Below are 26,674 nucleotides of genomic sequence, written 5' to 3' on the forward strand. Positions count from 1 at the left end.
ACTCAGAGCATACCGGCGCATCCATATATCCCCCCTGAAAACAGGGAGAAAACATCATGCATCGGACAAAAGTACAAGGCCCAGACCAGCAGGCGCTAACTGACTACACGCCCTAGCAAAGGTCAGAGACCTTTGGAAACTACCTTGCCTATTAACAGATTGGGGTAAAGGGGTCTGCGACCCCTTCCGGGTTCGGGGAGAGCCCGGTCTTCCGCTCGCCCTTTGTAAAACCACTGATCTGTACATCATGCGAACAGAATCTTTGCAAACCGTTTTATGATCGACAAACCGGAGTGCAACAGGCGGTTGCGATGTCACCTGTCTGCGCGTTTTTTCGGATCAGTGCAGCACCAGTGCGACGCTTCGGGCGGACGGGAGTGTTGCAGCCGGGCTTGCGACGGGCACTGACACCTGTGTTAGCCAGAGCGCAGCCGTCAGCGTGAAAAGGCTGAGAAGCGTGCTGACAACCATGATTGATCCGGCATCGCGGCTGTCAGCCTGATAGCGCAAGGCGAAGAGCAGGCCGAAGAAACCTGCGGGAAGGGCTGTCAGGAGAATGACAGCGTGTGCCATTTCCGGCGTCATTGGGATGAACCATGTAAGCGGAATGGCGATGAGGGGCTGGACGACGTTGCAGAGCAGCGAAAGGCCGATGATGCGCGGGGACCATGAGACTTTCTGGGCGCTGAGGATCAGGCCGGTTACGAAAAGGGCTACACCTGCCGTGGCCTGTCCGAGCAGATCGAATGAACGCAGGATAAATGTGGGGAGGGCAAATCCTGTCAGGGCTATGGCGACCCCGAGAAAGGGCGCGATGACCAGGGGCTTCAGCATGGACCGGCCGACGGACTGGAAAAGCAGCCGGAGACCACTCACCTCTCCCTGTGTTTTCGATGCTTCGAGAAACGCGAGTGTCAGGGGTGACATGACGATCGCACCGGAGACAATAGCTGTTGTTATATAGAGTTTCCCGGTTGCACCGAACACCGCGGACGCTAGCGGGATGCCGGCTGCGGCGTAGTTTGGCAGTGACACGCTGAGAGCGATCACGGCTGCGACGGCGGACGACGTTCTGAAGCTGAAGCGGGCGAGAAGCCATACGAGCAGGAACACCACGAGCATTGCCACGAGCAAAGTGACCAACAACGGCCATTGTTCGGCCAGTACGGTTCGCGAGGCTCTTGCCGTGGTTGCGAAGAGAGCTGCCGGGAGCGCGAATTCCATTGTCAGGACATTCAGACTGGCGACATTACGGTTATCGACCCGTCCACGTTTTCCGGCGATGTAACCGGCGACCATGACTGCGAAGATCGGAAATAGCGAAATCAGGAGAACCTGGATCATTGTCTGACCTCTTTCTTGTTCTGGCTCTTGATTGTTTCAGGGAGTGACTGTTGTGTTCAGCTCGTCAGGGATCGCTCCCTGTCGAGGAAAAGGCACAGAGCAAGACCATCCGCCGCGCCACCCGGGGACAGTTTTTTTTCAGTGAACCGGCCATGGATGGATGCGGCGCGGATTTTCCAGTCCGGTGCGGCTATACCGCCGCTCATCAGAAATTCTCCTGCCAGGCGACGGGCGAAGATCAGTCCTTCCGGGCCGCCCCGATGCAGCAGGTTTGTATCTTCCATGGCGGCAATCAGTGCCATGCAGCACTGCACACGGGCGGCACCTTCATCGTTCGGGCGCATGATCCTGCCCAGACGAAGGGCTGGGAGCCCGATGTGACGGATGATCGGGAAGCCGAGCTGGGCTTCTTCACGAGCACCACCGGCACCGTATCGCTGTTTTGCCTGCCCGCCATGGCTTCGGGAGTTGTTGGGGGTTGCGCGAATTTCATGTCCCCAGACGGATCGCACGATATCGCAAGAAGAGGCCGATGAACGCTGCGATGTTCGCCATCCAATCGCAGCGCTGAGAAGGCCAAGCCCCCAGATGGCCCCGCGATGCGTGTTGATTCCGCCGGTTGCGGTGAGCATGGCCTGTTCGGCGGCCAGGCCGATGCTTCGCAATTTCGGAAGTCCGGCGCGGTGATAGCCGGCGAGGAAGAGCATGCCGAAAAATGGGGTGATGGCCTGAGCGCTTTTCAGGAAAATTCCCATATCCATATCGGTGTGGCTGCCATTATCGATGTGGCTGACAAGGCCTGGTTTTGGCCAGGTCATGACCTCCCGGAGCAGAGCCTCTCCTGCCACCAGTGCGACGGCCTGCGCGTCCGCCAGAGGCAGATGAAAAGCAGGCTGCGCGACAACATTTATTTTCATGCCGCGTGCGTTTTTTCGGAAACGGGCATCAGAGATGACGGGGCGATCAGCTCAAGGCCTACAAGTGATTTTACGAGTAAAGGGGCATTATCACGACGTTTAAGGGCATGATGCAGTTCCCGCCATTGTACGGCGCGGTCATTCGGGAAGATGATTTCTCCGTCGAGCCGCATGGAAAGTGAGTTTTCTGCCTTTGCGAGATCGTGCAGCAGAGCGATGACATCGTGCTTGCGGGGATCGACGTGCCAGAGGAGATCGAGGTCAGAGTTTTCGGACAGGTAAGGAAGATGCGTCATGCTTTGCCAAAAGAGACTCCCTGTAACCTGAGGTGCGATGTGGTGCCGGTGTCCAAGGGCGAGCAGCAGGGTGATGTCTTTTTTCCGCGCATCGGACAGGCCGGTGCACGTCTGATGTGCTGACAGATCGGGCGAGACCGGGAAGGACCGCACCGTGTGCTGTGGTGCCAGAAAAGAAAGTCTCTGCTTTCCCATACAGGGGGGCAGCGGAAGGCCCAGCGGGACGCCCGGTGCAGTGCCGGATACTTCATGAGGCAGCGGCCTGCGACAGATCAGGGGGCGCCCCTTTTCGACCCAGGATCTGACTTCGTGCTCCGGGTAATGCCCGGCCATAACCGTCCAGCTTGCGGGCAGGACAGTAAACAGGGCATGGCGCCGGAGTGTGGGCATTCAGCGATCCACCTGCGAAAAGGCCATGGCGACGCGTTGCGCGATGTCACGGGCGACTTTTCGACCGCCCCGTTTCTCGCCCAATCTGTCACGAAGATCTGTCTGTCCGTCATTCGTGGTGAGGATGGATTTGAGGCGTTCAGGGAAATCTGTTCTGTCTGAGGGCCATGTTTCAAAAACGGCACCTGTTGCCGCAAGCGCGGGCACGCCGGGTGAGAAGATCGGCGTGGTTTCGGCTTTCTGTTGCAGGACCTCGAGAGGCAGTTTTGTCACGCGGGCGATGGAAGGCAGATCCATGACGCTGGGGAGGGCGCCGTCGACGGTGATCAGTGTCTGCGTTGCGAGGGCTGTGGCGATGAACGCGCCTGCCGCTGCGGTGCCGTAGAGAATGCCGACTGTTCGGTGCCCTATTGTTCCTGCAAGAACAATGACTTTTGCGAGATGGGCGAGATATTCATTCAGGCCGAGCATTTCATCGCGGCGGGTCATGCGCTGGCTTGCTGTGTCGAGGAGGAAGACGATCGGTGTTTTGCTGCCTGAATTGATGATCTCCAGAACGCGCCCGGCGAGCTGAATGGCGATTTCCGGGCTTAGCGGTGTTCCACCGGTGATGCCGAGAACCTCGACCGTCTGGTCATCGTCCAGTGTCGCCGTGCCTGAAAGTGTGTTGTGCGGTCCGGCGACGACGGCGTGCTTCTTTGGGAACAGGCTTGCGAGAAGATCATCGGGCGTCATGAGCGGCTCCCCTTCTGAGAAAGCAGGGCCAGAAAGGCATCATCGTCGATTTCGTAGATTTTGTCGGGATCGGAGAGCCCGGCACGGGACCATATTTCAGGCGTGTCGGTACAGTCTCCGTAAAATTCGAGACGTTTTTTCAGGCGATCCTGTTCCATCATCATGGTTTCTGGCGAAAAAGCAGGAACTGTGTTGTGGACGCGAATGGCCATCTCGCGGAAACCTGCGATATCGCCTTTCACGTAGCTGTCGGCCCCGCCGAGCAGGACGCGGCTGCGACCGCCTGTGATCCTCCAGACGAGAGCACGGTCACGGGAATCAAATTCCTCGGCACCCTGATTGGTTTCGATCACTTCCGGTCCGGTCACGGAGATTCGGCCCTGTTCCGAAATTACCACATGGGAACAGCAGGCTGTCACGATACCGCCACCGCCGAAGGCTCCGGCGCGACCGCCTATGAGGGCGATGACCGGCACCCCTGCCCGTCTTGTATCGAGGACGGCCCGGATGATTTCCGAGACTGCCATTTCTCCTGCATTGGCTTCCTGAAGCCGGACGCCGCCTGTGTCGAGGAGGAGCAGGACGCTTGTGACGGCTGAAGCTGTGCCTACGGCGGCGGTGACGGCTCGCAGTAGTCCGACCAGTTTGGCGCCGCTCACTTCCGCGAAGGTGCCTCCCATGAACTGGCCTTCCTGTGCGGCGACGGCGACGGCGCGCCCTGCGAGCTTTCCGCGCCCGATGATCATGCCATCATCGAAGGCGGGCGGGAGATCGAAAAGATCAAGATGCGGGCTCATGACTCTGTCGGCTGGCCCCAGAATTTCAGCGAAGGTGTCTGTATCCAGCAGGCCGACGATTCTGGCTCGGGCGCTTGATTCATACCAGCTTGGCTGATGGATGATCTCTTCCGGAATCATGCTGTCTTCTCCAGAACGTTGACACCCTGCATGAGGCGCAGCATCACGGTGTCCGGTCGTGCTCCGTTGTCATGGATGGAGAACCGCACGCCGCCCGGTGACGAGCGGGTGACGAAATCCGCGATGACGGCCTCCCAGACGGTCTGAAATCCTCTGGCGGAGGTTACGACGTCAACGACGACGGTCTGATCCGGTTCGGTGCGCTCAAGGAGGATTTCAAGGTTTCCGGATGCGACGACACCGACGATGGCCTGTTTTCCCCTTCCGGGGAGTGATGTTCTCGCCTGTGCGCGAATGGTGAACTTTTCCATTTTTCCTCACCAGTTCCGGAATTTTGATGGCGGGACGTAGAGACCGCCCGACCAGGTCACGAGATCGCGAATGGATCGGGCCGCAAGAAGGTTCCGGCTGGCTTCCAGTGGTTCGATATCGAGATCTTCCGGGCGCCGGATCACACCGCGTGCACGGAGTTCTTCCACTCTCACCCTGTCACGGGCCATGCCGACGGGTGTGTAGCCGGCGACACCCCGGATTGCCTGTTCGACCTCGTCGGCGTTTCGGCACAGGAGGAGATTGGCGATCCCTTCCTCGGTGATGATATGCGTTACATCGTCACCGAAGATCATCACAGGCGCCAGTTCCATGCCGAGTTTTTTCGCAAGCGCGATGCTGTCCAGCTCCTCGACGAAGGCTGGTTTCATCCCTTCACCGAATGTCTCGACCATCTGGACGACGAGTTTGCGGCCCCGTACGAGCAGTCCGGAATGCCCTGCGGCTTCACGACCCGCCTTGAGCCAGGCGTCGGAGACGTGGCGCCGTCCGTGCGCATCGGAACCCATATTCGGCGCACCTCCAAAACCGGCGATACGGTCGGGCGTGACGGTCGAGGAGTTGCCGGCGAGGTCGATCTGGAGGGTTGACCCGATGAACATGTCGCTGGCGTAGAGGCCTGCGTTCTGACAGAGGAGGCGGTTGGACCGGAGCGTTCCGTCCTTTCCGATAAAATAGATATCGGGTCGGGCAGACATATACTGATCCATACCGACTTCGCTGCCGAAGCAGTGGATCTGTTCGACCCAGCCGCTTTCGATTGCCGGAATGAGTGTCGGATGTGGATTGAGAGCCCAGTGGGTTGCGACTTTTCCACGTAAACCGAGCTTTTCCCCGAATGTCGGGAGCAGGAGTTCGATGGCGGCGGTTGCAAATCCGATGCCGTGATTCAGACGCTTTGGCTGATATTCGGCATAGATCCCTTTCAGCGCCATCATGGCCATCAGAATCTGGGATTCGGTGACCGCACCTGGATCGCGGGTGAACAGGGGTTCCACATAGAATGGTTCCGGTGCTTCGACGACAAAGTCGATCTGATCACCGGGGATGTCCACGCGAGGGACTTTATCGACGATTTCATTGACCTGAGCGATGACGATACCGCTTTTAAACGCCGTTGCCTCGACGATGGTTGGCGTGTCTTCCGTGTTCGGGCCGGTATAAAGATTCCCTTCCCGATCGGCGGAGACGGCGGCGATCAGCGCCACGTTGGGGGTAAGATCCACGGAATAGCGGGCGAAGAGTTCGATATAGGTGTGAATGGCGCCGAGTTCGATTTTCCCCTGATCCAGGGCACGGGCGATGGCGCCTGATTGCGGGCCGGAATAGGAAAAATCGAGTTTTCTGGCGATACCCAGCCGGAAAAGATCGAGGTGTTCGGTCAGGACCAGTCCGGACTGTACGATGTGCAGATCGTGAATGGCGGCCGGGTCGACCTGAGTAAGACAGCGGGCGAGGAAATCGGCCTGTTTCTGATTATCGCCTTCCAGGCAGACGCGGTCACCGCTTTTTATGAGATGGCCGAGCAGTTCCGTGACCTGTTCGGCCTTCACGATTTTGCCGGTTGCGAGGGGCATTGCGCCTTTCAGGCGTGCTGTTCGTTCGGTTCGTTGCTTAGTCCAGTCACGCATGGAGTCCGGTCCTGTCCGAAAAGCTATTGGATCACGTTTAGGCTCCCGCGATGGTCAGTGACAGAACAAATTATTGACAGGTTGGTGAGTGGTTTTGCTAATATAATTATCATGCTGGATAATGTTCTTCTCGAAAGCTTTCTTGCCGTGGTGGAAGAAGGCAGTTTCACCATGGCGGCGGAGCGGCTTGGTCTCACCCAGTCTTCCGTGAGCCAGCAGATCAGACGACTTGAAAATCAGATTGGGAAACGTCTCTTCCGACGCTCAACGCATCAGGTTCTTCTTCTGCCTGACGGGGAGCGCATGCTGGGTCATGCGCGACGCATCCTTGATGCAATCATGGAGGCTGAGCGCGACTTTGCCACCTCCTCAGTGAGCGGGTTGGTCTGTCTCGGGGTAGCAGAGGATTTCGCGACTTCGCGGCTGCCTGATATTCTCAGACATTTCCGTCGTTCTTATCCGGATGTGACGCTTCAGATTGAAATAGGACTCAGCGCCAATCTGCTTCGTAAGTTGCATGCGGGGGAATTCGATATTGTGCTTGCAAAGACCAAAGTATCACCGGCGGGAGCAGAATCTCTGATGTCAGATCCCCTGGTATGGGTGATGGCTCCGGATGAGCGCGAGATTGCTCTGCAACGCCCGCTTGCTCTGGCCCTGCATCCGGAGCCTAGCATCAGCCGGGAGATGGTTATTGAATCTCTGGAGCGAGCTTCAATTCCTTTTCGGATTGCTCATACGAGCCTGAGTATTACGGGGCTGAGAGCCGGAGTGCTGGGTGGCTTGGGCATTTCGGTATTCGGACGTGGTTTTGTGCCGGACGGGTTGGAGATTATTGATCAATCCGAGGTCGGTTTGCCCGAACTCCCTGCCCTCCCCTTTGTACTAGAACGGCAAAAGGGAACGCAGGCAAACGTGGCGGTCGAAGCTCTGGTGCGGGCTATTCGTGAAAATGTTTCGCGTCTGGATCACCATCGTTTTCCCACGAACTGATGTCGGATCCAATGCTCCCAATCAGATCATGCAGAGTGAACGCAAACAGCTGAAACTTAGACTCAGGCCCCATTGATTTGAGGGGGGATAAATCTGATTCAGGTTTCTGGAAGGAGACCGAAGATGAATGACCTGTAGGGATTGAAGAACCGTTGATTGGCAGCGTGACAAGCTGATTTCATGCTCCTTGGCTGATAATTGATGGTTCTTCTGGATGGTTTTCGCTCTGCTCTTGCAGCCGAGCAGAGTTCATTGGGCGTGCCGGTCCTTGTGCGACAGCTTTACCGGCTTGTCCTACCAGTCTTTCGGGATACGGCGAGCCCGGAGGTCAGCATTCTGAACATTGGTGTTGCGCTGCTTTGGTGCCGGCTACCAGCGTGGCATCCAGGATCTGACCAGACATCGGCAGAGAGCCTGCATTCCGCAGGATCATATCAAAGCGATTGAATAATACCTCGATTGCACCTGTCTGTGTCAGGCGTTCGCGGAACAGCCAGATGGTCTTGGCATCAGGGACACGATCTGCCAAGCCGAGAGCGAGAAAGCGCATGAAGGACAGGCAGTCGTTGATCAGGTATTCCGTTCGCTCGTCAGAGAGGTTGCTCAGGGTCTGGATCACCAGGATCCTGAACATCAGCACCAGATCAAATGGCAGACGACCACCCTTACTTCCGTCCGAATAGGCCAGAGCCCTGTCCAGATCAGGATGAAACGCCTCAAAATCCACAGTCCGCGAAAATGCTTCGAGCTGCTCGCCCAATCCGCTCAAACGAGCCAGACTCTCTTCAACATCAAAAAAGCCCAACTGCTTCATACCGCCATCCCCCAATCATGACATGAGGAATGGAAGCACAGGGCAAAACTCAAAACTAAGGGGTGTTTCGAACCCTCCACGTTGGCAAAAACGCCGACCAACCGGGCGTGTCGCATGATCCCTTCCGAGAGCCCCACACCCAGACATCGTCAAGGGGCTCCCAGATGGGCCTCCGCCGCACTGGCACCATCAAGAGCGCCATTGGGCCGGACGCCTTTATCGGCCTTTTCCAGAATATCCAGGAAAGGCCTGATGATGTCGATCGGCATTGGGAAAATGATAGTCGAATTCTGCTCGCCGCCGATCTCGGTCAGGGTCTGCAGGTAACGCAACTGCATCGCCGCTGGGGTACTGCCCAGGATCTTGGCCGCGTTGACGAGCGTCTGGGATGCCTGGAATTCCGCCTCCGCATGGATGATCTTCGCCCTACGGTCCCGTTCCGCCTCTGCCTGCTTGGCGATCGCCTTAACCATATTGTCGGTCAGTTCGACTGTCCTAATCTCGACGTTGCTGACCTTAAGCCCCCAGGTTTCCGTCTGGCTGTCCAGGATCTCCTGCACGTCGGTGCTGAGCTTCTTGCGTTCGGACAGCATCTCGTCAAGATCGTGCTGCCCCAGAACGGATCGCAGCGTCGTTTGCGCCAGCATGTTGGTGGCGGGCAGATAGTTCTGCACCTGTATGATGGCGTGCTCGGGATTGACGACGTTGAAGTAGAGGACGGCATCCACTTTCATCGAGACGTTGTCTCGCGAAATCACGTCCTGTGTCGGTATCTCTACGACCTGGATCCGCAGATCGACCCGCACCATTTCCTGTACGAAAGGGAACAACAGAACGAGGCCCGGCCCCTTGACGCGCTGGAACCGGCCGAGCGTGAATACGACCGCGCGCTCGTATTCACGGAGGATTTTGATCGTCGACCTAGCGAGGATCGCCAGAAACAAGACGATAACGGGAACCGCGTAGATCAAAAGCGGGATACCGTTGAAAAATGACGAAATCATCGGGCATATCCCTGTTCTCGTGCTGGCATTGCAAAAGTTTCTGGCAGAAGTTTCTGAAAATATTTTATATATTCTGGCACTATCCTGAGATATAAAGTCCACCACTACTGTATGGTGAAAATTACGGGTCAATCGGTTCGAGGCTGCAGCATCCGTCGAACGGTCCAGCCGATACCAGAAATGGATGCAATTACGCCGAACAGGATTCCATCAGACAGCCACAGCACCATGAGGAAGAACAGAAACGACGAGGACATACTTGTTTCGATCAGCAATCGGGCCCCTCTAACAATCAAGCAACGTAACGAACGAACATGGCGTATGGTGGTTGATTGTCCTGCCGCTGGGTCTCCCTCGAAGTCTCACGAGAGAATGGAATCACTGTTTGCGTTTCAGAACGGGGGTTTTTAGAAGCGTCCAGATGGCAGCGCAGTTCAAATGCAAGCTCGAAAATAGGGCTTTTCATTATTCCGGGCAGCGGAAAAAACGCCCAGTCCTTTACCTTTGAGAGGCGGGCATGGCTACTCCGAGAGCCTGCAACTCGCCGATATGCCGTTCGACGATGCGATGCGTCTCGGCGGCGAAAGCCATTAACTTCAGATCGGTACCGGATTTTGCCTCCTTGGCAAAGGCGGCGCCATCTTTGGCGTGGATTGCCTCCATGTCTCGCAGGTATTCGGCGTCGAACGCTGTCCCGGACAAAGCTTTTAAGTCATCAAATTTTTTCTGAAAGGACGCATTCAGCGTATCAGGAATGTCTATTCCAGCGCCGGAAGCGATTGATTTGAGCTTTGAGCCAACGAGAGCATGATCGTGGGCCTCCGTCGTGCCCTGATCCCTGATATCCTGGGTGCTGCCCTGATCGGCGCCTAACTGGCCAGCTTTCACTTCAAACATCCCCCCTTGGCTAACCATCGCGATGAAGCTTCGGTCAGAAGTCGAAACGCTGTCCTGTGAGGCAGCGACATGCACGGGGAAAGCAAATGCAAAAGTTGCGACGGCAATTGCTGCGTACTTCATGGTACGGTCCTCCATCTACAAAGGGGCCGACCATGATATCGTCTGAGTGTGGGCAAAAGTTTCGCCGACATTTAGGGAGATTTCTTAGCACCGCTGCCAGTCCGTTTCAGCATCTGCATCAAGTCAAAATAGATAAACGGCGAGACGGCTAGCCTTTTAAAAGCGGAGTCTCAGCAGGAAGAAGTTTTGAGCTCGTCCTATTTCAACAGATGCATCAATCGGCCTTCGACTTCCGGCTTAACGAAGCCAAACAGCAGCGCTGCGGCAATCGCGTATGCTCTTTCATGCAGGTCTTCGTCTGCGATTTCACCTGCCACCCAGAATGAAATGCAGCCGCGAAAGCTCAGAGCCAGATGATCCGGAAGGCTGCAGCGGGCGACCGCGGTCATTTCCTCTCGAATCCCAGAAAGATCACCGAAGGCAGTCGCCCACAGCACACGGGAGCGATCGGAAACGTGGCCCGGTTCCGTTGTTGGGCTTCCAAGCGATCCGATCACGGGCCCCGTTACGGCAGGTTCCTCAAGCAGCGCTGTAACGGTGATGTCGAAGGCTTCTATGTGTTTAGTCCCGGGGTTTGCTGGTGTGATATTTTCACGTGAGTGGAAGGAAGCATTATGGGACAGATACGTCACCGCAGCACCACGACCACGCACGCCGTCCGAGCAGCAATACACGATCGCAGGCTTCGCTTGAGACACTGAGCCGGGCGTTCGGGAGAGGTGGCCCCGTTTATTTGGACAGTTTTTCTGGTTGAATAAGCTATACCCAGTTGATGTCAGCCTCCTGATCCGGCGGCAGCCTCGGATCAGAAGATGTCGGCGCTATGTGATACGCCTCATCGGGCGTGCGTCCACTCAGTGCCGAGTGCGGCCGATCCGCATTGTAGTGTCCGATCCATTCTACCAGACCTGCTCGAAGTTCTGATGCCGTATCAAATGCGTGCCGCTTCTCCACATCCGCCGGACGCGCAATCCGCACGACCGCAGGCTTGCCGGAGAACGTAGTCGACGTCCCTTCGATCGTCCTGACTCTTCCATTGCGCGATCATCGTCTGATGCACGCCGTATTTCGACGCCAGTTCCGCCAGCGGCTGCTCACATGGGATCGCCTCCAGCGGAACCCACGACTTGAATTCACCCGAATACCGTTTCCGCGTAACTTTGCCCATAAAACCCGCTCTCGCTCAGGTCTGGGATATCTTAACGCTCTGTCCGAAATTCGGTGACTATCTCTGGCGTGACGTGGATCCCATCATCGATCATTGGGTAACATAACGTTCGCCAGAATGACCAGACGCGCCCGCATGACATAGGGTAGAAGCAAAAATCCTTAAATAAAACAAGGATTTTACGTTTACCTCTCCTCTGCCTCCGGTCTTCGCTCTACGTCCGTTTAATACGGAAACAAAGCATATTCAGGCAAGGATACATCCCGTAGCAGGTGCCGTCGCTTCGAGGAAAAACTTGCATGATCAGGCAGCAACTTCCCCATTCCTGCCGCGTATAGCGAATGGCAGCATATTCCGGCATTCCACACCTCCTGCCGGAATACATGAAGGGATGCATACTGCGTCCTCATAAAGCGGCGCCCGGTCCTGATCCGTCAATGCGGATAACATTACGCACATAGCCTCCGTTCAAGATAAAACAAACAGAAACGGAATTGCCAGTTATGCAAAATGTTTCCAATATATGGTCAATTTTTACCTATTCTGTTGTCATAGGAATACTGTTGACCAGCATGATGGGACTGTCTGCCATAACCGGCGCCCGACGGGACGGCAGAGCCATGGGCCGCTCCATGTCGCTACCCTTTGAGTCCGGCATCATACCCACGGGATCGGCACATCTGAGGCTGCCTGTACAGTATTATCTGGTGGCCATGTTCTTTGTCATTTTTGACGTCGAAACCGCCATTCTCCTGACATGGGCAACAGTTGTGACCGAAACGGGATGGATCGGTTATGGCGCGGCGCTCGCCTTTACTGTTTTTCTGGCGATTTCCCTTGTCTACCTGTGGCGGGGCGGAGCGCTGGACTGGGGGCCGCGGGTCCGTAGGTGCGATATAGCGGACGGACGAAAGGATCATGCATCATGAACTGGTCCCTTTCTTCCCCCCGCAGTTCCAGAGACGCCCAGCCTTCGCCCAGTTTCAGTGAAACCCTGCGCCGCAACCTGGTTATGGGCCGGTTACAGGACTTTGTAGCCTGGGGGCAGAAAAACTCCATCTGGCCGCTGAATTTCGGCCTGTCGTGCTGTTACGTGGAAATGGCCACGGCGTTCACCAGCCGGTTCGACATCGCCCGCTTTGGTTCCGAAGTCTTGCGCGCTACACCACGCGAAGCCGACCTTATCGTCATTTCCGGCACCGTGTTCGTCAAAATGGCTCCGGTTATCCAGCATCTTTACAACCAGATGCTGGAGCCACGATGGGTGATTTCCATGGGGTCATGCGCCAATTCCGGCGGCATGTACGACATTTACAGTGTCGTGCAGGGTGTGGACAGTTTCCTGCCCGTGGATGTGTATGTGCCCGGCTGTCCCCCGCGCCCCGAGGCCCTGCTGGAGGGCTTGCTGCTTTTGCAGAAATCCATCGGCACACAGCGCAGGCCTCTTAGCTGGCTGGTCGGGCCGCAGGGTGCGGAACCCGTGACACCGCCCAGCCTGCGCGATGAAAAGCGTAGCCAGCGTCGGGGCATGCGCGATCTGCGCACGCCCGACGAGATCTGACGCCCATGACCACCCTCCTTTCTCCTGCCCGCGAACAGAGTCTTCCGGAAAGAATTTCAAAGCATCTTCCCAACGGCTTACTGGCCACACAGACTGCTTGTGACGGGATCTCCATCCTCTGGATGGCGGCAGCCGATCTGCGCCCCACCCTTGCCGCACTGAGGACATCGGCTGCCGCATCCCTCATGCTTCTGGACCTGACGGCCATAGATGAACGCGATCGCACCCATCGCGACGGGCAGCCACAGGCGGCATTCACGGTTGTCTATCACCTGATGTCGCTTAACACCCGCTCGGATGAGGTGCGGATCAAGGTGCCCCTGGGCGCAACCGCTCCCACCCTTCCCAGCATCTGTGATCTCTGGCCCAACGCCAACTGGTATGAACGCGAGGTCTGGGACCTGTTCGGCATCCATTTCCAGGACCATCCGTGCCTGCGCCGTATCCTGACCCCACCCACATGGACCGGACATCCCCTGCGCAAGGACCACCATGCCCGCGCCACCGAAATGCCGCCCTACAGCCTGACGGAAGAACACGAAGCGCAGGAGCAGGACGCCCTGCGCTTTGACCCGTCCGCATGGGGTATGCGGCGACACAGTGACCACAGCGACTTCATGTTTCTCAACCTTGGTCCCAATCATCCCAGTGTGCACGGGGTTTTCCGCATTGTGCTGCAACTGGAAGGGGAGCGAATTGTCGATGCCGTGCCCGATATCGGCTTTCACCATCGCGGGGCGGAAAAGATGGGGGAGCGCCAGTCATGGCACACCTATATCCCTTACACCGACCGGGTGGATTACCTCGGCGGCGTCATGAACAATTTCCCTTATGTGATGGCGGTAGAAACACTGGCCGGGATTACCGTGCCACCACGAGCGCAGATGATCCGGGTCATGCTCGCAGAACTATTCCGCATTGCCAGCCACCTCGTCTTCTACGGCACCATGGCGCAGGATGTGGGGCAACTTTCTCCAGTGTTCTACATGTTTACCGACCGCGAACGCGTGTTCGGGATTATCGAGGCGATATGCGGCTTTCGCATGCATCCGGCGTGGTTCCGCATTGGCGGGGTCGCCATGGATCTGCCCAATGGGTGGGAAGGACTGATCCGCGCCTTTCTCCATGATCTGCCCTTACGGCTGGACGAATACGATGCGATGGTCATGCGCAACCCCATCTTCCGCGCCCGTACAAAGGGAATTGGCGCCTATACAACCACAGAGGCTGTTGAATGGGGCGTCACCGGGCCGGGGCTGCGCGCCACAGGGCGGGAATGGGATTACCGCAAACATGCGCCCTATGCCTGTTATGACCAGCTCGAATTCGACATTCCCACCGGCACCAACGGCGACTGTTATGACCGGATTGCCGTGCATGTGGAGGAAATACGCCAGAGCCTGCGCATCATCCGCCAGTGCGTGGACAACATGCCCGCAGGCCCGGTCAAGGCCGATCATCCACTGACAACCCCTCCGCCCAAAGCGCGGACGATGCATGACATCGAAACCCTGATCCATCACTTCCTCAGCGTAAGCTGGGGGCCGGTCATTCCACCGGGAGAAGCACGGGCCAGTATCGAAGCCACGAAAGGCGTGAACACTTATACCCTGATCAGCGACGGCGGTACCGCGTCATACCGTACGCGCATCCGCACGCCCTCTTTCGCTCACCTCCAGATGATCCCGCTGCTCAGTCGCGGGATCATGGTCGCGGACCTGATCGCGATCCTGGGCAGCATCGATTTCGTAATGGCCGATGTGGACCGCTGAATATCCCCTCCCCGCGCCCATGCGCGCGGAAATCCTTGCCCTTGCGGCGCAGGAACTACATCCGCGCGGGGCGAGCGTCGCAGCCCTACGGCTGGTGCAGGCCCGCTTTGGCTGGGTCAGCACCGTGCATCTGCGCGAAGTGGCCGACCTGCTGGGTATCTCGGCCGATGACCTCGATGGCGTCGCGACCTATTTCAACCTGCTGTTCCGCAGGCCGGTCGGGCGGCATGTCATCATGCTGTGTGACAGCGTTTCATGCTGGATCATGGGACGTGAACCGCTGTGCGCCCATCTGTGCGGAAAGCTGGACATCAGGCCGGGGGAAACCACGGCAGACAACGCCATCACGCTGCTCCCCACGGTCTGTATCGGTCACTGCGATCACGCTCCGGCCATGCTGATTGACGATACGCTGCATGGAGATGTGACCACGGCAAGCCTCGACCAACTGATCGATACGCTGAGAAATACGCCATGACGCCGGCCTCCGAACGTCCCCTGACCGCCATGATCGATCCTGCCGCCGGTCCACCGGACTGTGCGGCATACGGGCGCGCTGGCGGCTGGCAGGCCACGCGGTTGGCGCTGGGAAGCCTTGCCCCGGCTGAGATCATTGACATGGTGACACGCTCAAAGCTGCGCGGGCGTGGGGGCGCGGGCTTCGGAACCGGGCAGAAATGGAGCTTCGTGCCCAAGGAACCCGCATCCGAACGTCGCAAATACCTGATCGCCAATGCCGACGAGATGGAACCGGGCACCTTCAAAGATCGCTGGCTGCTTGAAGGCAATCCCCTCCAACTCGTCGAAGGAATGATCCTTGCGGCCTATGGCGTGCAGGCAGGGCATGGCATCGTTTTTCTGCGTGGAGAATATCAGGAAGCCTGCGCCCGCCTGCACCGCGCGATCGGGGAAGCTCGGCAACAAGGCTGGCTGGGCGAGAATATTCTTGGCTCGGGCTTCAGTTTTGACATCCACATACATTCCAGCGCCGGACGCTACATATGCGGCGAGGAAACTGCCCTTCTGACCGCGCTGGAAGGCCGCCGCGCCACACCCCGCAGCAAACCACCCTTTCCGCAGACCGGCGGCCTGTGGGGCGCGCCAAGCGTGGTGAACAATGTCGAGACGCTGTGCAACCTGCCCCATATCATCGCCAACGGACCAGAATGGTTCACGGGGCTTGGGCTGGGGGATGATGGCGGCACCAAGATCTATGGTGTCAGCGGCCGGGTGACAAAACCGGGCGCATGGGAACTGCCGATCGGCACGCCGCTGCGGCAGATCATCGAGGACCATGCAGGCGGCATGCGCCCCGGCTACCAGTTGCGCGCCCTCCTGCCCGGCGGAGCGTCCACCGCCTTTATCGACGCGACAGCCCTTGATGTCGCCATGGATTACGGATCGGTGGAAAAGGCGGGCAGCAGGCTTGGCACCGGCATGGCCATCATTCTGGATGACCGGACCTGCCCCATCGGCATGATCCGCAACCTTGAACATTTCTTCGCACAGGAATCCTGCGGCTGGTGCACGCCATGCCGTGACGGGCTGCCATGGGTGGAACGCCTGCTGGATGCGATCGAAGACGGGACCGGCCGGGATGAAGACATGGACCAGCTTGATCGTCATGCCCGCATGCTGGGTGCTCCGGGCCGCACCTTCTGCGCCCATGCGCCGGGAGCGATGGCGCCACTGGCCAGTGGACTGAAGCTTTTTGCCGCCGATTTCGCTGCCCACATCCAGCAGGGCCGTTGCCCTCACCAAGCCGGAGCAGGAGCAGGAGCAGGACCATGACCACCATCCGCATCGATGGACGGGATTGCCCGACCCGCAGCGACATCAACCTCCTGCAGGCCTGCCTGGAAGCCGGGGCCAACCTGCCCTATTTCTGCTGGCATCCCGAACTAGGCTCCGTCGGAGCGTGCCGACAGTGCGCCATCAAACAGTTCAGCGGACCGGACGACAGGAAGGGCCGCATCGTGATGGCCTGCATGACTCCTGTTAGCGAGAATACCATCATCTCCATTGACGACCCGGAAGCCCGGGACTTTCGGGCCAGCGTCATCGAATGGATGATGGTCAACCATCCCCATGACTGCCCCGTATGCGAGGAAGGCGGCGAATGCCATCTGCAGGACATGACTGTCATGACCGGGCACAATACCCGTCGCTACCGGTTTACGAAGCGGACCCACCGGAATCAGGATCTCGGGCCGTTCGTAAAGCATGAAATGAACCGCTGCATCGCCTGCTACCGCTGTGTACGGTTCTACCGTGATTACGCGGGTGGAGACGATCTGGCGGCCTTTGCATCGCATGACAATGTCTATTTCGGCCGTGCCGAAGATGGCACGCTGCAAAACGCATTCAGCGGCAATCTGGTGGAAATCTGCCCGACTGGCGTGTTTACCGACAAACCCTTTTCCACCGTCTACACCCGCAAGTGGGACATGCGGGGGACACCCTCAGTGTGCGTACACTGCGCGGTGGGCTGCAACACCATCGTCAATGCACGTGAGGAAACTCTCCGGCGTGTCCTTAACCGCTACAATACGGACATCAACCGCTACGTGTTGTGCGACCGGGGCCGGTTCGGTCATGGTTTTGTCAATGCGCCGACACGGATCCGCACGCCGCTGAACACTATTGACGGGCAACAGGTGTCCGTACCCATGGCCGATGCCCTGACGGCCTTTGCCCGTATGGCGGCGAAGGGGCGAATTGTGGGCATAGCCTCGCCCCGTGCAGCACTCGAAACCTGTTTCAGCCTGCATACACTGGTGGGACCACAACATTTCGCCACCGGCCAGACGCGGCATGAACAGGAATGCACGGAACTGGCCCATGCCCTGCTCACCCGGCATCCCGGCGCCCTCCCCACCCTGCATGAAATGGAAAGCGCCGATGCCGTGCTGGTTCTGGGCGAGGATGTATGCGCCACCGCGCCCCGGCTGGGCCTGTCGTTGCGGCAGTCGGTGCGTCAGGCCTCCTTCCATACGGCGGACAACGCCAAGGTGCCACGCTGGATGGATGCGGCGGTCCGTACGCTGGGAAGCGAGTGCCCTTCCGCCCTGCATGTCATGACGCCTGCACCAACTGATCTGGACAGTGTGGCTGCGGAAACCTTTCGCGCAGCGCCCGATGATATCGCACGGCTGGGCTTTGCCATTGCCCACGAAATTGATCCCTCCGCCACGCCCGTCACGGATCTGGCGCCAGATGATGCGGTACGTGCCACCCGTATTGCACATGCGCTTATGGCAGCCAGAAAGCCGCTGATCGTATCCGGCATGCAATACGGTTCCCTCGCGCTGATGCAGGCCGCCTCCAGTATTGCCGCAGCCCTTGCGCGCGCCACGCCTGCCGCGGGCCTCTCGCTGGTTCTGCCTGAATGCAACAGCATGGGGCTGGCCATGATAGGGGGACTGCCGCTGGAAACAGTTATGGAACAGGCCCGGGCAGGCGAGATTTCCACCCTGATCATCGTGGAAAATGACCTCACACGCGACCTCAGTCCGGCGGATGTGGCGGAGCTCGTGGCGGCCGTTCCCGATATCGTCGTGATCGACCATACGGTCACGCCGCTGTGCCACCACGCCAGTCTTATTCTGCCAGTTGCTGCCTTCAGCGAATGCAGCGGCACACTGGTCAGTCAGGAAGGCAGGGCACAACGCTTTTTTCAGGTGGTCTTTCCCCCTGCCCCCATACAAGCCGGATGGCGGTGGATACAGGCGCTGGCCCGAAGCCTTGATCCACCCCCACGTCCTATCACGGGCCTGCTCGGCTGGCGGGATCTCAATGAGGTTCTTGCCGCGCTGGCAATGGCGTTTCCAAATCTTGCCCAGGCAGCCATGGCCGCCCCGGGAGCGGATTATCGTATCAATGGTGAGAAACTGCGCAGCCAGACCTATCGCGCCAGCGGGCGGACCGTCATCCGTTCCTTCATAAGTGTGCGCGACCAGCCACCTCCCGCCAGTCCGGACACGCCATTCAGCAGTTCAATGGAAGGGGCATACGGACCGGAGATGCCCGGCGCGCTGGTTCCCACCTATCAGGCGCCAGCATGGAATTCGGTGCAGGCACTTAACCGTTTCCAGTTCGAAATTGGTGGACCCATGCGTGGCGGCCCATCCGGCATCCGGCTGTTATCCCATGCGGAACATCATGACACGGAACCGCATCCCTACGCGTACGCCACGGATATTCCGGCCCCCTATGCTCCGCAGGCGGATGCCGTTCTGGTACTGCCCGATACGCGCCTGTTCGGCAGTGAAGAACTGAGCATGTTCTCGCCGCCCATTATTGCGCGATCAACCGCGCCAATGCTGGGACTGCCCGCCAGCGTAACCACATCAGACCGCATGGTGCTGCATCTGGAAGACGGACCACACATCCTGCCCGTGGAACCCGTGCCCGGACTTCCTGCAGGCATTGCCCTATGCCCCGCGCACATGGTCGCACGCGCCTTTCGTTTTCCCCGAATGGCCCGGCTGGAAACAGTGCCAGGCGAAGGAGAACGGTCATGACCTATTCAGCGCTCCTCACCATCATTCTTACTCCGCTTGTTCTCCTTGGCCTTGCTACCGTGCTGACATGGGTCGAACGACGACTGCTGGGATTATGGCAGGACCGGTATGGCCCTAATCGCGTAGGACCGGGCGGCATGTTTCAGGCCGTGGCGGATGGAACCAAGATCCTGTTCAAGCAGGATTGGATTCCTCCATTTGCCGATCGGGGTGTTTTCGTCCTTGCTCCGGCTATTGGCATGATGACGGTCCTGCTGTCCTTTGCCGTCATTCCGTTGCCAATGCACGCGGGCATTGCAAGCGACATGAATGTCGGGCTGCTGTTCATCCTCGGCATGATGGGGCTTGGGGTCTATGCGGTGGTACTGGCCGGGTGGTCATCCAACAGCAAATTCGCACTGCTGGGGGGCATGCGGGCAGCCGCGCAGATGATCAGCTACGAAGTCTTCATGGGGCTTTCCCTGATGGGCGTGGTCATGATGGCCGGATCATTCAGTCTGCAAGACATCGTGGCGGCGCAGGCGGGATTGTGGTTCATCATCCCGCAATGCCTCGGCTTTGGCGTGTTCATGCTTGCAGGCATTGCGGAAACACACCGTCTGCCCTTTGACCTTCCCGAGGGCGAGAACGAACTGGGAGCGGGATTCCATACCGAATATTCGGGCATGAAATTCGGTATGTTCTTCATTGCCGAATATGCCGGGATCATTCTGGTCTCAAGCCTTGTCACCACGCTCTATCTTGGTGGCTGGCGCGGGCCGCTGCTGCCCCCTGCCGTGTGGTTCCTGCTCAAGACGGGGGGTATGGTAGCGTTTTTCATCCTGCTACGCGCAAGCCTGCCTCGCCCGCGTTACGACCAGTTGATGGCATTGGGCTGGAAGGTCCTGCTGCCACTTTCTCTGTTAAATGTCATGGCGACCGGAACCATCCTTATGCTGCGTGCGTCTTTGTAGCACGCCTGATGCAAAGGCATCTCCCATGTTTGATACATTGCGCACCCTGTTCCTGACGGCGCTCCATGCCTTCCACCGGCGCGCGACCGTGCAGTATCCCGAACAGCAACCCTACCTGCCGCCGCGTTATCGCGGGCGGATCATCCTGTCGCGCGATCCCGATGGGATGGAGCGGTGTGTGGCGTGCAACCTGTGCGCTGTCGTCTGCCCGGTGGACTGCATCAGTCTGCAGAAAACCGAAGCCGATGGACGGTGGTATCCCGAATATTTCCGGATCAATTTTTCCCGTTGCATTTTCTGCGGCTTTTGTGAGGAAGCCTGCCCCACATACGCCATACAACTCACGCCCGATTTTGAAATGGGCGAGTATGCGCGACACAATCTTGTTTATGAAAAGGAAGACCTTCTGATAAGCGGGACCGGGAAATATCCAGAATATAGCTTCTATAATGTCGCAGGCATTCCCATTCCCGGCAAGGCGCGCGGCACATCCGAACGCGAACGCCCACCGGTCGATCTCCACTCCCTGCTGCCGTAACCGTCATGCACGCCCTGGCCCTCCTTGCTGCCAGTGTGACCATCATCGGGGCCATCATGGTCATTACCCGAAAGGTCGCCGTGCATGCGGTGCTGTATCTGGTTGTGACGCTGCTGGCGCTGGCGGCATTACTTGTGATGCTGGGAGCATCATTCGCGGCGATGCTGGAGATCATCATCTACGCAGGCGCGATAATGGTGCTGTTCGTCTTCGTCATCATGATGCTCAATCTGGGGCAATCGGACAGCGCGCGTGAAAAGGAATGGTTGCGTCCGCGCGCGTGGCTGGGACCGGGCATCCTGGCTGCCATTGTATGTGCGGAACTTCTTTATTGTATCAGCCCCTTTTCCGGCTCTCTGCCCACCATTCCCCCCATAACGGCGCATGATGTCGGGCTGAGCCTGTTTGGCCGCTACGTGCTGATGGTCGAACTGGTATCATTCCTTCTTCTGTCTGGTCTGATATCGGCTTTTCATATCGGTCGTAACTGGATGGAGGACCGCTGACATGCCGGCTTTTCCCTTCAACGACACCGTGCTGCTGGCGACCGTCCTGTTTTCGGTCGGACTGACGGGCGTTCTGGTACGGCGCAACATGGTATTCATGCTGATGTCGCTGGACATCATGCTCAATGCAGCTGCCCTCGTATTCGTGGGCGCGGGCGCGCGCTGGCATGATGCGGTGGGACAGGTGATGTTCCTGCTGATCCTCGCTCTTGCTGCCGTGGAAACGGCGGTGGGGCTGGCCATCATCCTGCGTCTGCATGCCCAGGGACGCCCCACGCTGGATGCCGATACCGGCAACCTTCTGCAAGGATAGGGCCATGGGTGAAATTCTGCTTCCCCTTCTCATCCTTTCCCCGCTTGCGGCCTCTCTGGTCGTGTTTGTATCTGCCGGACGCCTGAGTGCGTGTGCTGTCGGGACGCTTGCCTGCACCGGAGTGGGAATGTCAGCCGTAATCAGCGTTATCTTGTCCGTCATGCTCCTGTCCGGCCCTGCGACGGGGACATTGCAGGTAATGCTGTGGCCATGGATACATATTGCAGGATTTTCAGCCGATATCGCGTTCATGCTGGACCGGATTTCCGTGGTCATGATCCTTGTCGTCACGATCGTGGGGCTGCTGATCCATATCTATGCCGTAAGCTACATGCACGACGATCCGGGTATTGCGCGCTTTTTCGGCTCCATGACGCTTTTCATAGCCTCCATGCTGGTGCTGGTGCTGGCGTCCGATCTGCTCTGCCTGTTTATCGGGTGGGAAGGCGTGGGACTGTGTTCATACCTGCTTATCGGGTTCTGGTATGACACCCCCGCCAATACCGCCGCCGCACGCAAGGCCTTTTACATGACCCGCATGGGAGACGCGGCATTGCTGTGTGGACTGCTGCTATTGGCCACGGCGGCAGGCTCCCTGCACATCGGTACCGTGCTGGCGGCGGTTGCAAACGGGCAGGTAGCCCTGTCCGCCGTAAACATGGCCGCACTCTTCATACTCATAGGGGCTCTTGCCAAATCGGCGCAGATCCCTTTCCAGACATGGCTGCCGGATGCCATGGCAGGACCCACACCGACCTCCGCCCTTATTCATGCGGCGACCATGGTTACAGCAGGTGTCTATCTGATTGCGCGACTGCATGATCTTTTTGTCATGGCGGTCCCTGTCATGGCGCTTATGGCCGTGCTCGGAGCACTGACCCTGCTTATGGGGGCATGCACGGCGCTGGTGCAGTCCGATCTCAAACGTATCCTTGCATGGTCCACGATCAGCCAGCTTGGTTACATGTTTCTCGCCCTTGGGTGCGGAGCGTGGCAGGCGGCGCTGTTTCACCTGATGACTCATGCCTTTTTCAAGGCGCTGCTTTTCCTGACTGCGGGCGCCGTTATCGTGCGCACCCATCATGAACAGGATATTTTCCGTCTGGGCGGCCTGCGCCACGCCATGCCGGGACTGGCCGCCGCCTTTATCACGGGGGCATCCGCACTGGCCGGTGTGCCACTGGTTACGGCAGGCTTCTACAGCAAGGAAATGATCCTGTCGGGTGTATGGGCCGCCCATTTCCGCCTGACGCATGAATGGACCCTGAGCGGCCATGTATTATGGGGGATCGGTCTGCTGGGAGCCTTCCTCTCCGCGCTTTATATTTTCCGCTGCGTATTTATCGTTTTTTTCGGAAAATCCGGAACCACGGCGACAGGCCGGACGTCACGCCTCATGACCATTCCCCTTAGCTGCCTGTGCGTTCTGTCCCTGTGCGGAGGCATCATTGAAATGCCCATGACATTTCCTCCCCTTCACCTGTTCAGTGCTCTCCTTGATCCTACGTTACCCCCGTCACATGCAGATGAACCTGGCTGGCTTGTGCTGGTGGGCGCGATCGTCCCTCTTGCCGGACTTGGGGTCGCATGGGTGTTGTGGGGGCGTCCTTCACCCATCATGCGAGAAATACCGGGGCAAGCAGCCGTTATCCGTTTTGCCCGCACCGGAGGGGGCATGGACGTCGTGTATGATCACCTGTTCGTACAACCCTTTCGCTTCCTGACGTGGCTGACGCGGCATGACATCCTTGACCATGCCATCACCGGAACAGGGCGGTTGACGCAGGCGGTTAGTACCTCGGTTCTGAGGTCACGGACAGGTTTTCTTGACATACTGACGCTAGGGGGAAGACGGGGTATCAGATCGGCGGATCACCTGCTGGGCCAGATACATAACGGTCGCGTACGGTGGTATGCAGCATGGATTGTCGGCGGGCTGTGCGCGGGCCTTGCCATGGCGGTGCTGGCATGAGCCCCCTTCCCGCCCTTGTGCTGCTGCCCATCATGGGCGGTGGGCTGGCATGGCTGACTGAACGCATCCAGCTCCATACCGCCACCACCTCTCCCCCCTCCCGCAATGCGTCATGGTGGATGATGCTGGCGACCCTGATTGTGGAAACGCTGTTGCTTGCAGGAATTACTTTCGGCCATCCGACCCGTACGGGGCCATGGCTGGAGCATTTTTCCATGCCCTGGATCCCCACTATGGGGATCGCGGTTAGGCTGGACCTGGACGGTCTTTCGCTATCGCTGATCTGGCTTTCGCTTATCCTGTGCTTTTTGTGCGCATGTCTTGCCACCCGTCAGGTCACGGTCAAGTCCGGCGCATTTTATTTCCTTTTTCTCATGACCCTTACAGGTATTATTGGAACATTCGTAGCCACAGACCTGTTTCTGTTCTTCTTTTTCTGGGAACTGATGCTGGTGCCGATGTTCGTGCTGATTGCCGTATGGGGGCATGAGGACAGGCAGCGCGCCGCCCTGAAGTTTTTCATGTTCACGCAGGGCAGCGGCCTGCTCATGCTGCTGTCTATCCTCGGTCTGGTCATTACGCATGACCGGGAAACCGGCGTGCTGACATTCGATTACTTCGCACTGGCCCAAACACCCCTGTCCCCGACCCTGTCCATGCTGCTCATGCTGGGTTTCTTCATCGCCTTTGCCGTCAAGCTGCCTGTCGTGCCGGTCCATGTCTGGCTGCCGGATGCCCATACGCAGGCACCCACGGCAGCCAGCGTGCTGCTGGCGGGTATCCTGCTCAAGACCGGCGGCTATGGCATGATCCGGTTTAACGTCATGCTGTTTCCCGATGCGGCCATTCATTTCGCTCCCATCGCCATGGGGTTGGGCGTTGTGGGGGTTCTGTATGGGGCGTGGTTGTCCTGTGCGCAGAATGATATCAAGCGCCTGATCGCTTATAGCAGTATCAGCCATATGGGCTTCGTGGTGCTTGGTATCTTTACCGGTTCACGCCTGGGGATGCAGGGGGCGATCATACAGATGCTGGCCCATGGGTTGAGCGCGGGGGCGCTTTTCCTGATCGCGGGCGCCATTCAGGACCGATTGCATACACGTGACATGCACCGTATCGGTGGATTGTGGGCGGCCATGCCTCGCCTGTCCGCCTCGGGACTGTTTTTTGCCGTGGCTTCGCTCGGAATGCCGGGACTGGGTAATTTCACGGGCGAGTTCCTTGTTCTGCTGGCGACATGGCCTGTCAGCCCTGCCATTGCGACACTAACGACCGTGGGACTGGTCCTTGCCGCCATCTATGCCCTGCGGATGGTCAACCGTGTATTTCTGGCAGCCCCTCGAGTGGACCCGCTCCTCCTAAAGGATTTACCTGCTCGGCAGACGGCAGTTTTCGCCTGTGTCATGATTTTTCTAGTCGTTCTGGGCCTATATCCGCAGCCTTTCATGATATTTTCCGGCCCGTCCCCCTTGTCCGTTACGGCTACGACCAGTCGGGAAGATCACGCACCATGATCGGGCATGATGTTTTCCTGCCAACACCGCTGCCGGTGCTCTGCGTGGGAATCACGGTCATGCTTGCCGCAACGGCGTGGCGGCGTTCGGTGGACCGCAGTTTTCTGAGCGGGATGGTAACACTGCTGCTGGCCCTTGCATTCGTAGGGCATCATACGGGCACAGCGCCGGATAATGGCGACAGCCTGTTCATTCAGGATCGATGGACGAACTATACAGCCATCCTCATCATGCTTTCCAGCATGTGTATCCTGCTCATGTCATGGCGGGATGGTACGCATGACAGAACAACGCTGGTAGATGAATATCCCCTACTGTGCATGCTGGGCGCGCTGGGTGCGCTGACCATGGTATTCAGTGCGAATTACATGCCCTTTTTCCTGGGGTTGGAAATACTTGGCATCTCCCTCATGGGACTTGTGACCTTCCGCCACCGTCCCGTCATGCAAGGTTGTGAAGCGGCGATGAAATACCTGATTCTGTCAGGGGTATCTTCCGCTATTCTTCTGTTTGGTGTCGGCCTGGCCTATGGCGTTACGGGATCGTTGCGGTTCATGCCGCCCATCACGACCGGGGATGTTTCCCCCGCATTGCCAGTCGCCGCCACGGTTATGATTCTGATCGGCATGTTCTTCAAGCTTTCTGTCGTTCCCTTCCATATGTGGCTGCTGGATGTGATGGAAGGCGCACCCGTTCCCGTGGCGGCGTTTCTGGCCGTGGTCTCGAAAATTGCGATATTTTCTGCGCTTGTCCGCTATTTCGGGACGGGAGACCAACCTCCATTCCTCAACGACATCCTGTACGTCGTCATTATCCTGACCATTATTGGGGGGAACCTGCTTGCATTGCGTCAAACCAGCTTCACACGTCTTCTGGCATGTTCATCCATTGCGCATGTGGGATATCTTCTGATTGCCTTCCTTTGCCCCGGCCGTCTGCAATCGGGCGCCATAACCGTTTATCTTGCAGCCTACACTGCCAGTACATTAGGCGTATTTGCGATCGTGACTGCCATGATCACCCCTGAAAGGCCGGATGGCACGGTTATCGCGCAATGGAAAGGACTGTTTTTCAGCCACCCGTTCCTGGCTTCGGCCATGTCGCTCATGCTGCTTTCACTCGCGGGTATTCCACCCGGTATCGGCTTTTTTGCGAAGTTCGAGATTGCGGCGACCGGCGTTGAACACCAACGCAACCTATTGCTGGGTGTACTCATAATCGGCAGCATTATCGGGTTGTATTATTACCTGAACATCATCCGTGTCATGATGACCGCCCCACCGTTACCATCTGCCAGCCTAAACCGGCACGTGCGCCCGGAACTGATGGCGCTTGTCATCGTTCTCACAGTAATCGTGGTGATTGGAGGGCTTTTCCCCGCTCGCGCCATCCATCCTCTTCTTCCTGTTTCCCCTGTCGTGCCTGCAATGCAGAACGAGATGACGATGCATTGACAGGATTGT

25 protein-coding genes and 3 pseudogenes are annotated in these 26,674 nt (G+C 58.1%); 15 read left to right on the top strand and 13 right to left on the bottom strand.

The genetic code is table 11. The features are described from left to right. Positions 1-339: 339 nt before the first annotated feature. Genes GOB81_RS14155 through mdcA form a run of 7 tightly spaced genes read right to left on the bottom strand, consistent with a single transcriptional unit; the run spans position 340 to position 6,560 of the window. A complete protein-coding gene (locus GOB81_RS14155; RefSeq protein ID WP_173571082.1) occupies positions 340-1,344 on the bottom strand; it encodes an AEC family transporter in 1,005 nt (334 codons plus the stop codon). Positions 1,345-1,400: 56 nt separating this feature from the next. After that, positions 1,401-2,261, bottom strand: coding sequence for a triphosphoribosyl-dephospho-CoA synthase MdcB (mdcB, locus tag GOB81_RS14160; RefSeq protein WP_173571083.1), 861 nt, complete (start codon positions 2,259-2,261; stop codon positions 1,401-1,403). Continuing rightward, on the bottom strand, positions 2,258-2,947 hold the full coding sequence (gene mdcG / locus GOB81_RS14165; protein WP_173571084.1) for a malonate decarboxylase holo-[acyl-carrier-protein] synthase: 690 nt from the start codon (positions 2,945-2,947) through the stop codon (positions 2,258-2,260). Before mdcG ends, mdcB begins: the two co-directional genes overlap by 4 nt. Continuing rightward, positions 2,948-3,682, bottom strand: coding sequence for a biotin-independent malonate decarboxylase subunit gamma (locus GOB81_RS14170; protein WP_173571085.1), 735 nt, complete (start codon positions 3,680-3,682; stop codon positions 2,948-2,950). Next, positions 3,679-4,599, bottom strand: coding sequence for a biotin-independent malonate decarboxylase subunit beta (locus GOB81_RS14175; RefSeq protein WP_173571086.1), 921 nt, complete (start codon positions 4,597-4,599; stop codon positions 3,679-3,681). The genes GOB81_RS14170 and GOB81_RS14175 overlap by 4 nt, the downstream gene beginning before the upstream one ends. Further along, entirely contained in the window at positions 4,596-4,910 is a 315-nt protein-coding gene (mdcC, locus tag GOB81_RS14180; protein ID WP_173571087.1) for a malonate decarboxylase acyl carrier protein, read from the bottom strand. Before mdcC ends, GOB81_RS14175 begins: the two co-directional genes overlap by 4 nt. A 6-nt stretch (positions 4,911-4,916) precedes the next feature. Continuing rightward, the gene (gene mdcA / locus GOB81_RS14185; RefSeq protein ID WP_173571088.1) at positions 4,917-6,560 is read right to left on the bottom strand and encodes a malonate decarboxylase subunit alpha; all 1,644 of its coding nucleotides are present in this window, start codon (positions 6,558-6,560) and stop codon (positions 4,917-4,919) included. Between the two features lie 111 nt (positions 6,561-6,671). Here mdcA and GOB81_RS14190 point away from each other — a divergent pair, with 111 nt between their 5' ends. Continuing rightward, complete coding sequence (locus GOB81_RS14190) at positions 6,672-7,553, top strand: LysR family transcriptional regulator (protein WP_173571089.1); 882 nt, start codon at positions 6,672-6,674, stop codon at positions 7,551-7,553. Positions 7,554-7,850: 297 nt separating this feature from the next. On the opposite strand, the pseudogene GOB81_RS14195 reads toward GOB81_RS14190, so the two are convergent. The 4 genes and pseudogenes from GOB81_RS14195 to GOB81_RS14210 form a co-directional block, all read right to left on the bottom strand. Beyond that, positions 7,851-8,367, bottom strand: a pseudogene (locus GOB81_RS14195) (transposase); the annotation flags it as partial. A 149-nt stretch (positions 8,368-8,516) separates the two neighbouring features. Next, a complete protein-coding gene (locus GOB81_RS14200; protein ID WP_173571090.1) occupies positions 8,517-9,371 on the bottom strand; it encodes a slipin family protein in 855 nt (284 codons plus the stop codon). A 498-nt stretch (positions 9,372-9,869) separates the two neighbouring features. Continuing rightward, positions 9,870-10,391, bottom strand: a complete 522-nt coding sequence (locus tag GOB81_RS14205; protein ID WP_173571091.1) for a DUF4142 domain-containing protein — start codon at positions 10,389-10,391, stop codon at positions 9,870-9,872. Between the two features lie 197 nt (positions 10,392-10,588). Next, the gene (locus tag GOB81_RS14210; RefSeq protein ID WP_173571092.1) at positions 10,589-11,044 is read right to left on the bottom strand and encodes a hypothetical protein; all 456 of its coding nucleotides are present in this window, start codon (positions 11,042-11,044) and stop codon (positions 10,589-10,591) included. Here GOB81_RS14210 and GOB81_RS18045 point away from each other — a divergent pair. Next, positions 11,006-11,106: pseudogene (locus tag GOB81_RS18045) on the top strand (IS481 family transposase); the annotation flags it as partial. The gene GOB81_RS14210 and the pseudogene GOB81_RS18045 overlap by 39 nt on opposite strands. A gap of 44 nt (positions 11,107-11,150) precedes the next feature. On the opposite strand, the gene GOB81_RS14215 reads toward GOB81_RS18045, so the two are convergent. Beyond that, positions 11,151-11,345, bottom strand: coding sequence for an integrase core domain-containing protein (locus tag GOB81_RS14215; protein ID WP_408736937.1), 195 nt, complete (start codon positions 11,343-11,345; stop codon positions 11,151-11,153). Next, positions 11,328-11,559, bottom strand: a pseudogene (locus GOB81_RS14220) (transposase); the annotation flags it as partial. The pseudogene GOB81_RS14220 and the gene GOB81_RS14215, both read right to left, overlap by 18 nt. 503 nt (positions 11,560-12,062) lie before the next feature. Between GOB81_RS14220 and GOB81_RS14225 the strand changes: the two are divergent. The 13 genes from GOB81_RS14225 to GOB81_RS14285 are packed head-to-tail and all read left to right on the top strand — an operon-like array spanning position 12,063 to position 26,665. Further along, positions 12,063-12,488 carry an NADH-quinone oxidoreductase subunit A gene (locus tag GOB81_RS14225; protein ID WP_173571094.1) on the top strand — a complete coding sequence of 142 codons (426 nt, stop codon included), beginning with the start codon at positions 12,063-12,065 and terminating at the stop codon, positions 12,486-12,488. Then, a complete protein-coding gene (locus tag GOB81_RS14230) occupies positions 12,485-13,120 on the top strand; it encodes a NuoB/complex I 20 kDa subunit family protein (RefSeq protein WP_173571095.1) in 636 nt (211 codons plus the stop codon). Before GOB81_RS14225 ends, GOB81_RS14230 begins: the two co-directional genes overlap by 4 nt. Positions 13,121-13,125: 5 nt before the next feature. Next, a complete protein-coding gene (nuoC, locus tag GOB81_RS14235) occupies positions 13,126-14,892 on the top strand; it encodes an NADH-quinone oxidoreductase subunit C/D (protein ID WP_173571096.1) in 1,767 nt (588 codons plus the stop codon). Next, positions 14,879-15,370 (top strand): NADH-quinone oxidoreductase subunit NuoE, encoded by a 492-nt coding sequence (gene nuoE, locus GOB81_RS14240; protein ID WP_173571097.1) that lies wholly within the window; start codon positions 14,879-14,881, stop codon positions 15,368-15,370. The genes nuoC and nuoE overlap by 14 nt, the downstream gene beginning before the upstream one ends. Continuing rightward, complete coding sequence (gene nuoF, locus GOB81_RS14245; protein WP_173571098.1) at positions 15,367-16,683, top strand: NADH-quinone oxidoreductase subunit NuoF; 1,317 nt, start codon at positions 15,367-15,369, stop codon at positions 16,681-16,683. Before nuoE ends, nuoF begins: the two co-directional genes overlap by 4 nt. Continuing rightward, the gene (gene nuoG / locus GOB81_RS14250; RefSeq protein ID WP_173571099.1) at positions 16,680-19,415 is read left to right on the top strand and encodes an NADH-quinone oxidoreductase subunit NuoG; all 2,736 of its coding nucleotides are present in this window, start codon (positions 16,680-16,682) and stop codon (positions 19,413-19,415) included. The genes nuoF and nuoG overlap by 4 nt, the downstream gene beginning before the upstream one ends. Continuing rightward, positions 19,412-20,368, top strand: coding sequence for an NADH-quinone oxidoreductase subunit NuoH (gene nuoH / locus GOB81_RS14255; protein WP_173571100.1), 957 nt, complete (start codon positions 19,412-19,414; stop codon positions 20,366-20,368). The genes nuoG and nuoH overlap by 4 nt, the downstream gene beginning before the upstream one ends. A 25-nt stretch (positions 20,369-20,393) precedes the next feature. Continuing rightward, positions 20,394-20,906 carry an NADH-quinone oxidoreductase subunit NuoI gene (gene nuoI / locus GOB81_RS14260; protein WP_173571101.1) on the top strand — a complete coding sequence of 171 codons (513 nt, stop codon included), beginning with the start codon at positions 20,394-20,396 and terminating at the stop codon, positions 20,904-20,906. Between the two features lie 5 nt (positions 20,907-20,911). Beyond that, a complete protein-coding gene (nuoJ, locus tag GOB81_RS14265; RefSeq protein WP_173571102.1) occupies positions 20,912-21,412 on the top strand; it encodes an NADH-quinone oxidoreductase subunit J in 501 nt (166 codons plus the stop codon). Position 21,413: 1 nt separating this feature from the next. Continuing rightward, positions 21,414-21,725, top strand: coding sequence for an NADH-quinone oxidoreductase subunit NuoK (nuoK, locus tag GOB81_RS14270; RefSeq protein ID WP_173571103.1), 312 nt, complete (start codon positions 21,414-21,416; stop codon positions 21,723-21,725). Positions 21,726-21,729: 4 nt separating this feature from the next. Then, complete coding sequence (gene nuoL, locus GOB81_RS14275) at positions 21,730-23,697, top strand: NADH-quinone oxidoreductase subunit L (RefSeq protein WP_173571104.1); 1,968 nt, start codon at positions 21,730-21,732, stop codon at positions 23,695-23,697. Then, positions 23,694-25,211, top strand: coding sequence for a complex I subunit 4 family protein (locus tag GOB81_RS14280; RefSeq protein ID WP_173571105.1), 1,518 nt, complete (start codon positions 23,694-23,696; stop codon positions 25,209-25,211). Before nuoL ends, GOB81_RS14280 begins: the two co-directional genes overlap by 4 nt. Next, a complete protein-coding gene (locus tag GOB81_RS14285; RefSeq protein ID WP_173571106.1) occupies positions 25,208-26,665 on the top strand; it encodes an NADH-quinone oxidoreductase subunit N in 1,458 nt (485 codons plus the stop codon). Before GOB81_RS14280 ends, GOB81_RS14285 begins: the two co-directional genes overlap by 4 nt. Positions 26,666-26,674: the final 9 nt, after the last annotated feature.

The sequence above is a fragment of the Acetobacter conturbans genome (assembly GCF_011516755.1).
In the GTDB taxonomy this organism is placed as follows: Bacteria; Pseudomonadota; Alphaproteobacteria; order Acetobacterales; family Acetobacteraceae; genus Acetobacter; species Acetobacter conturbans.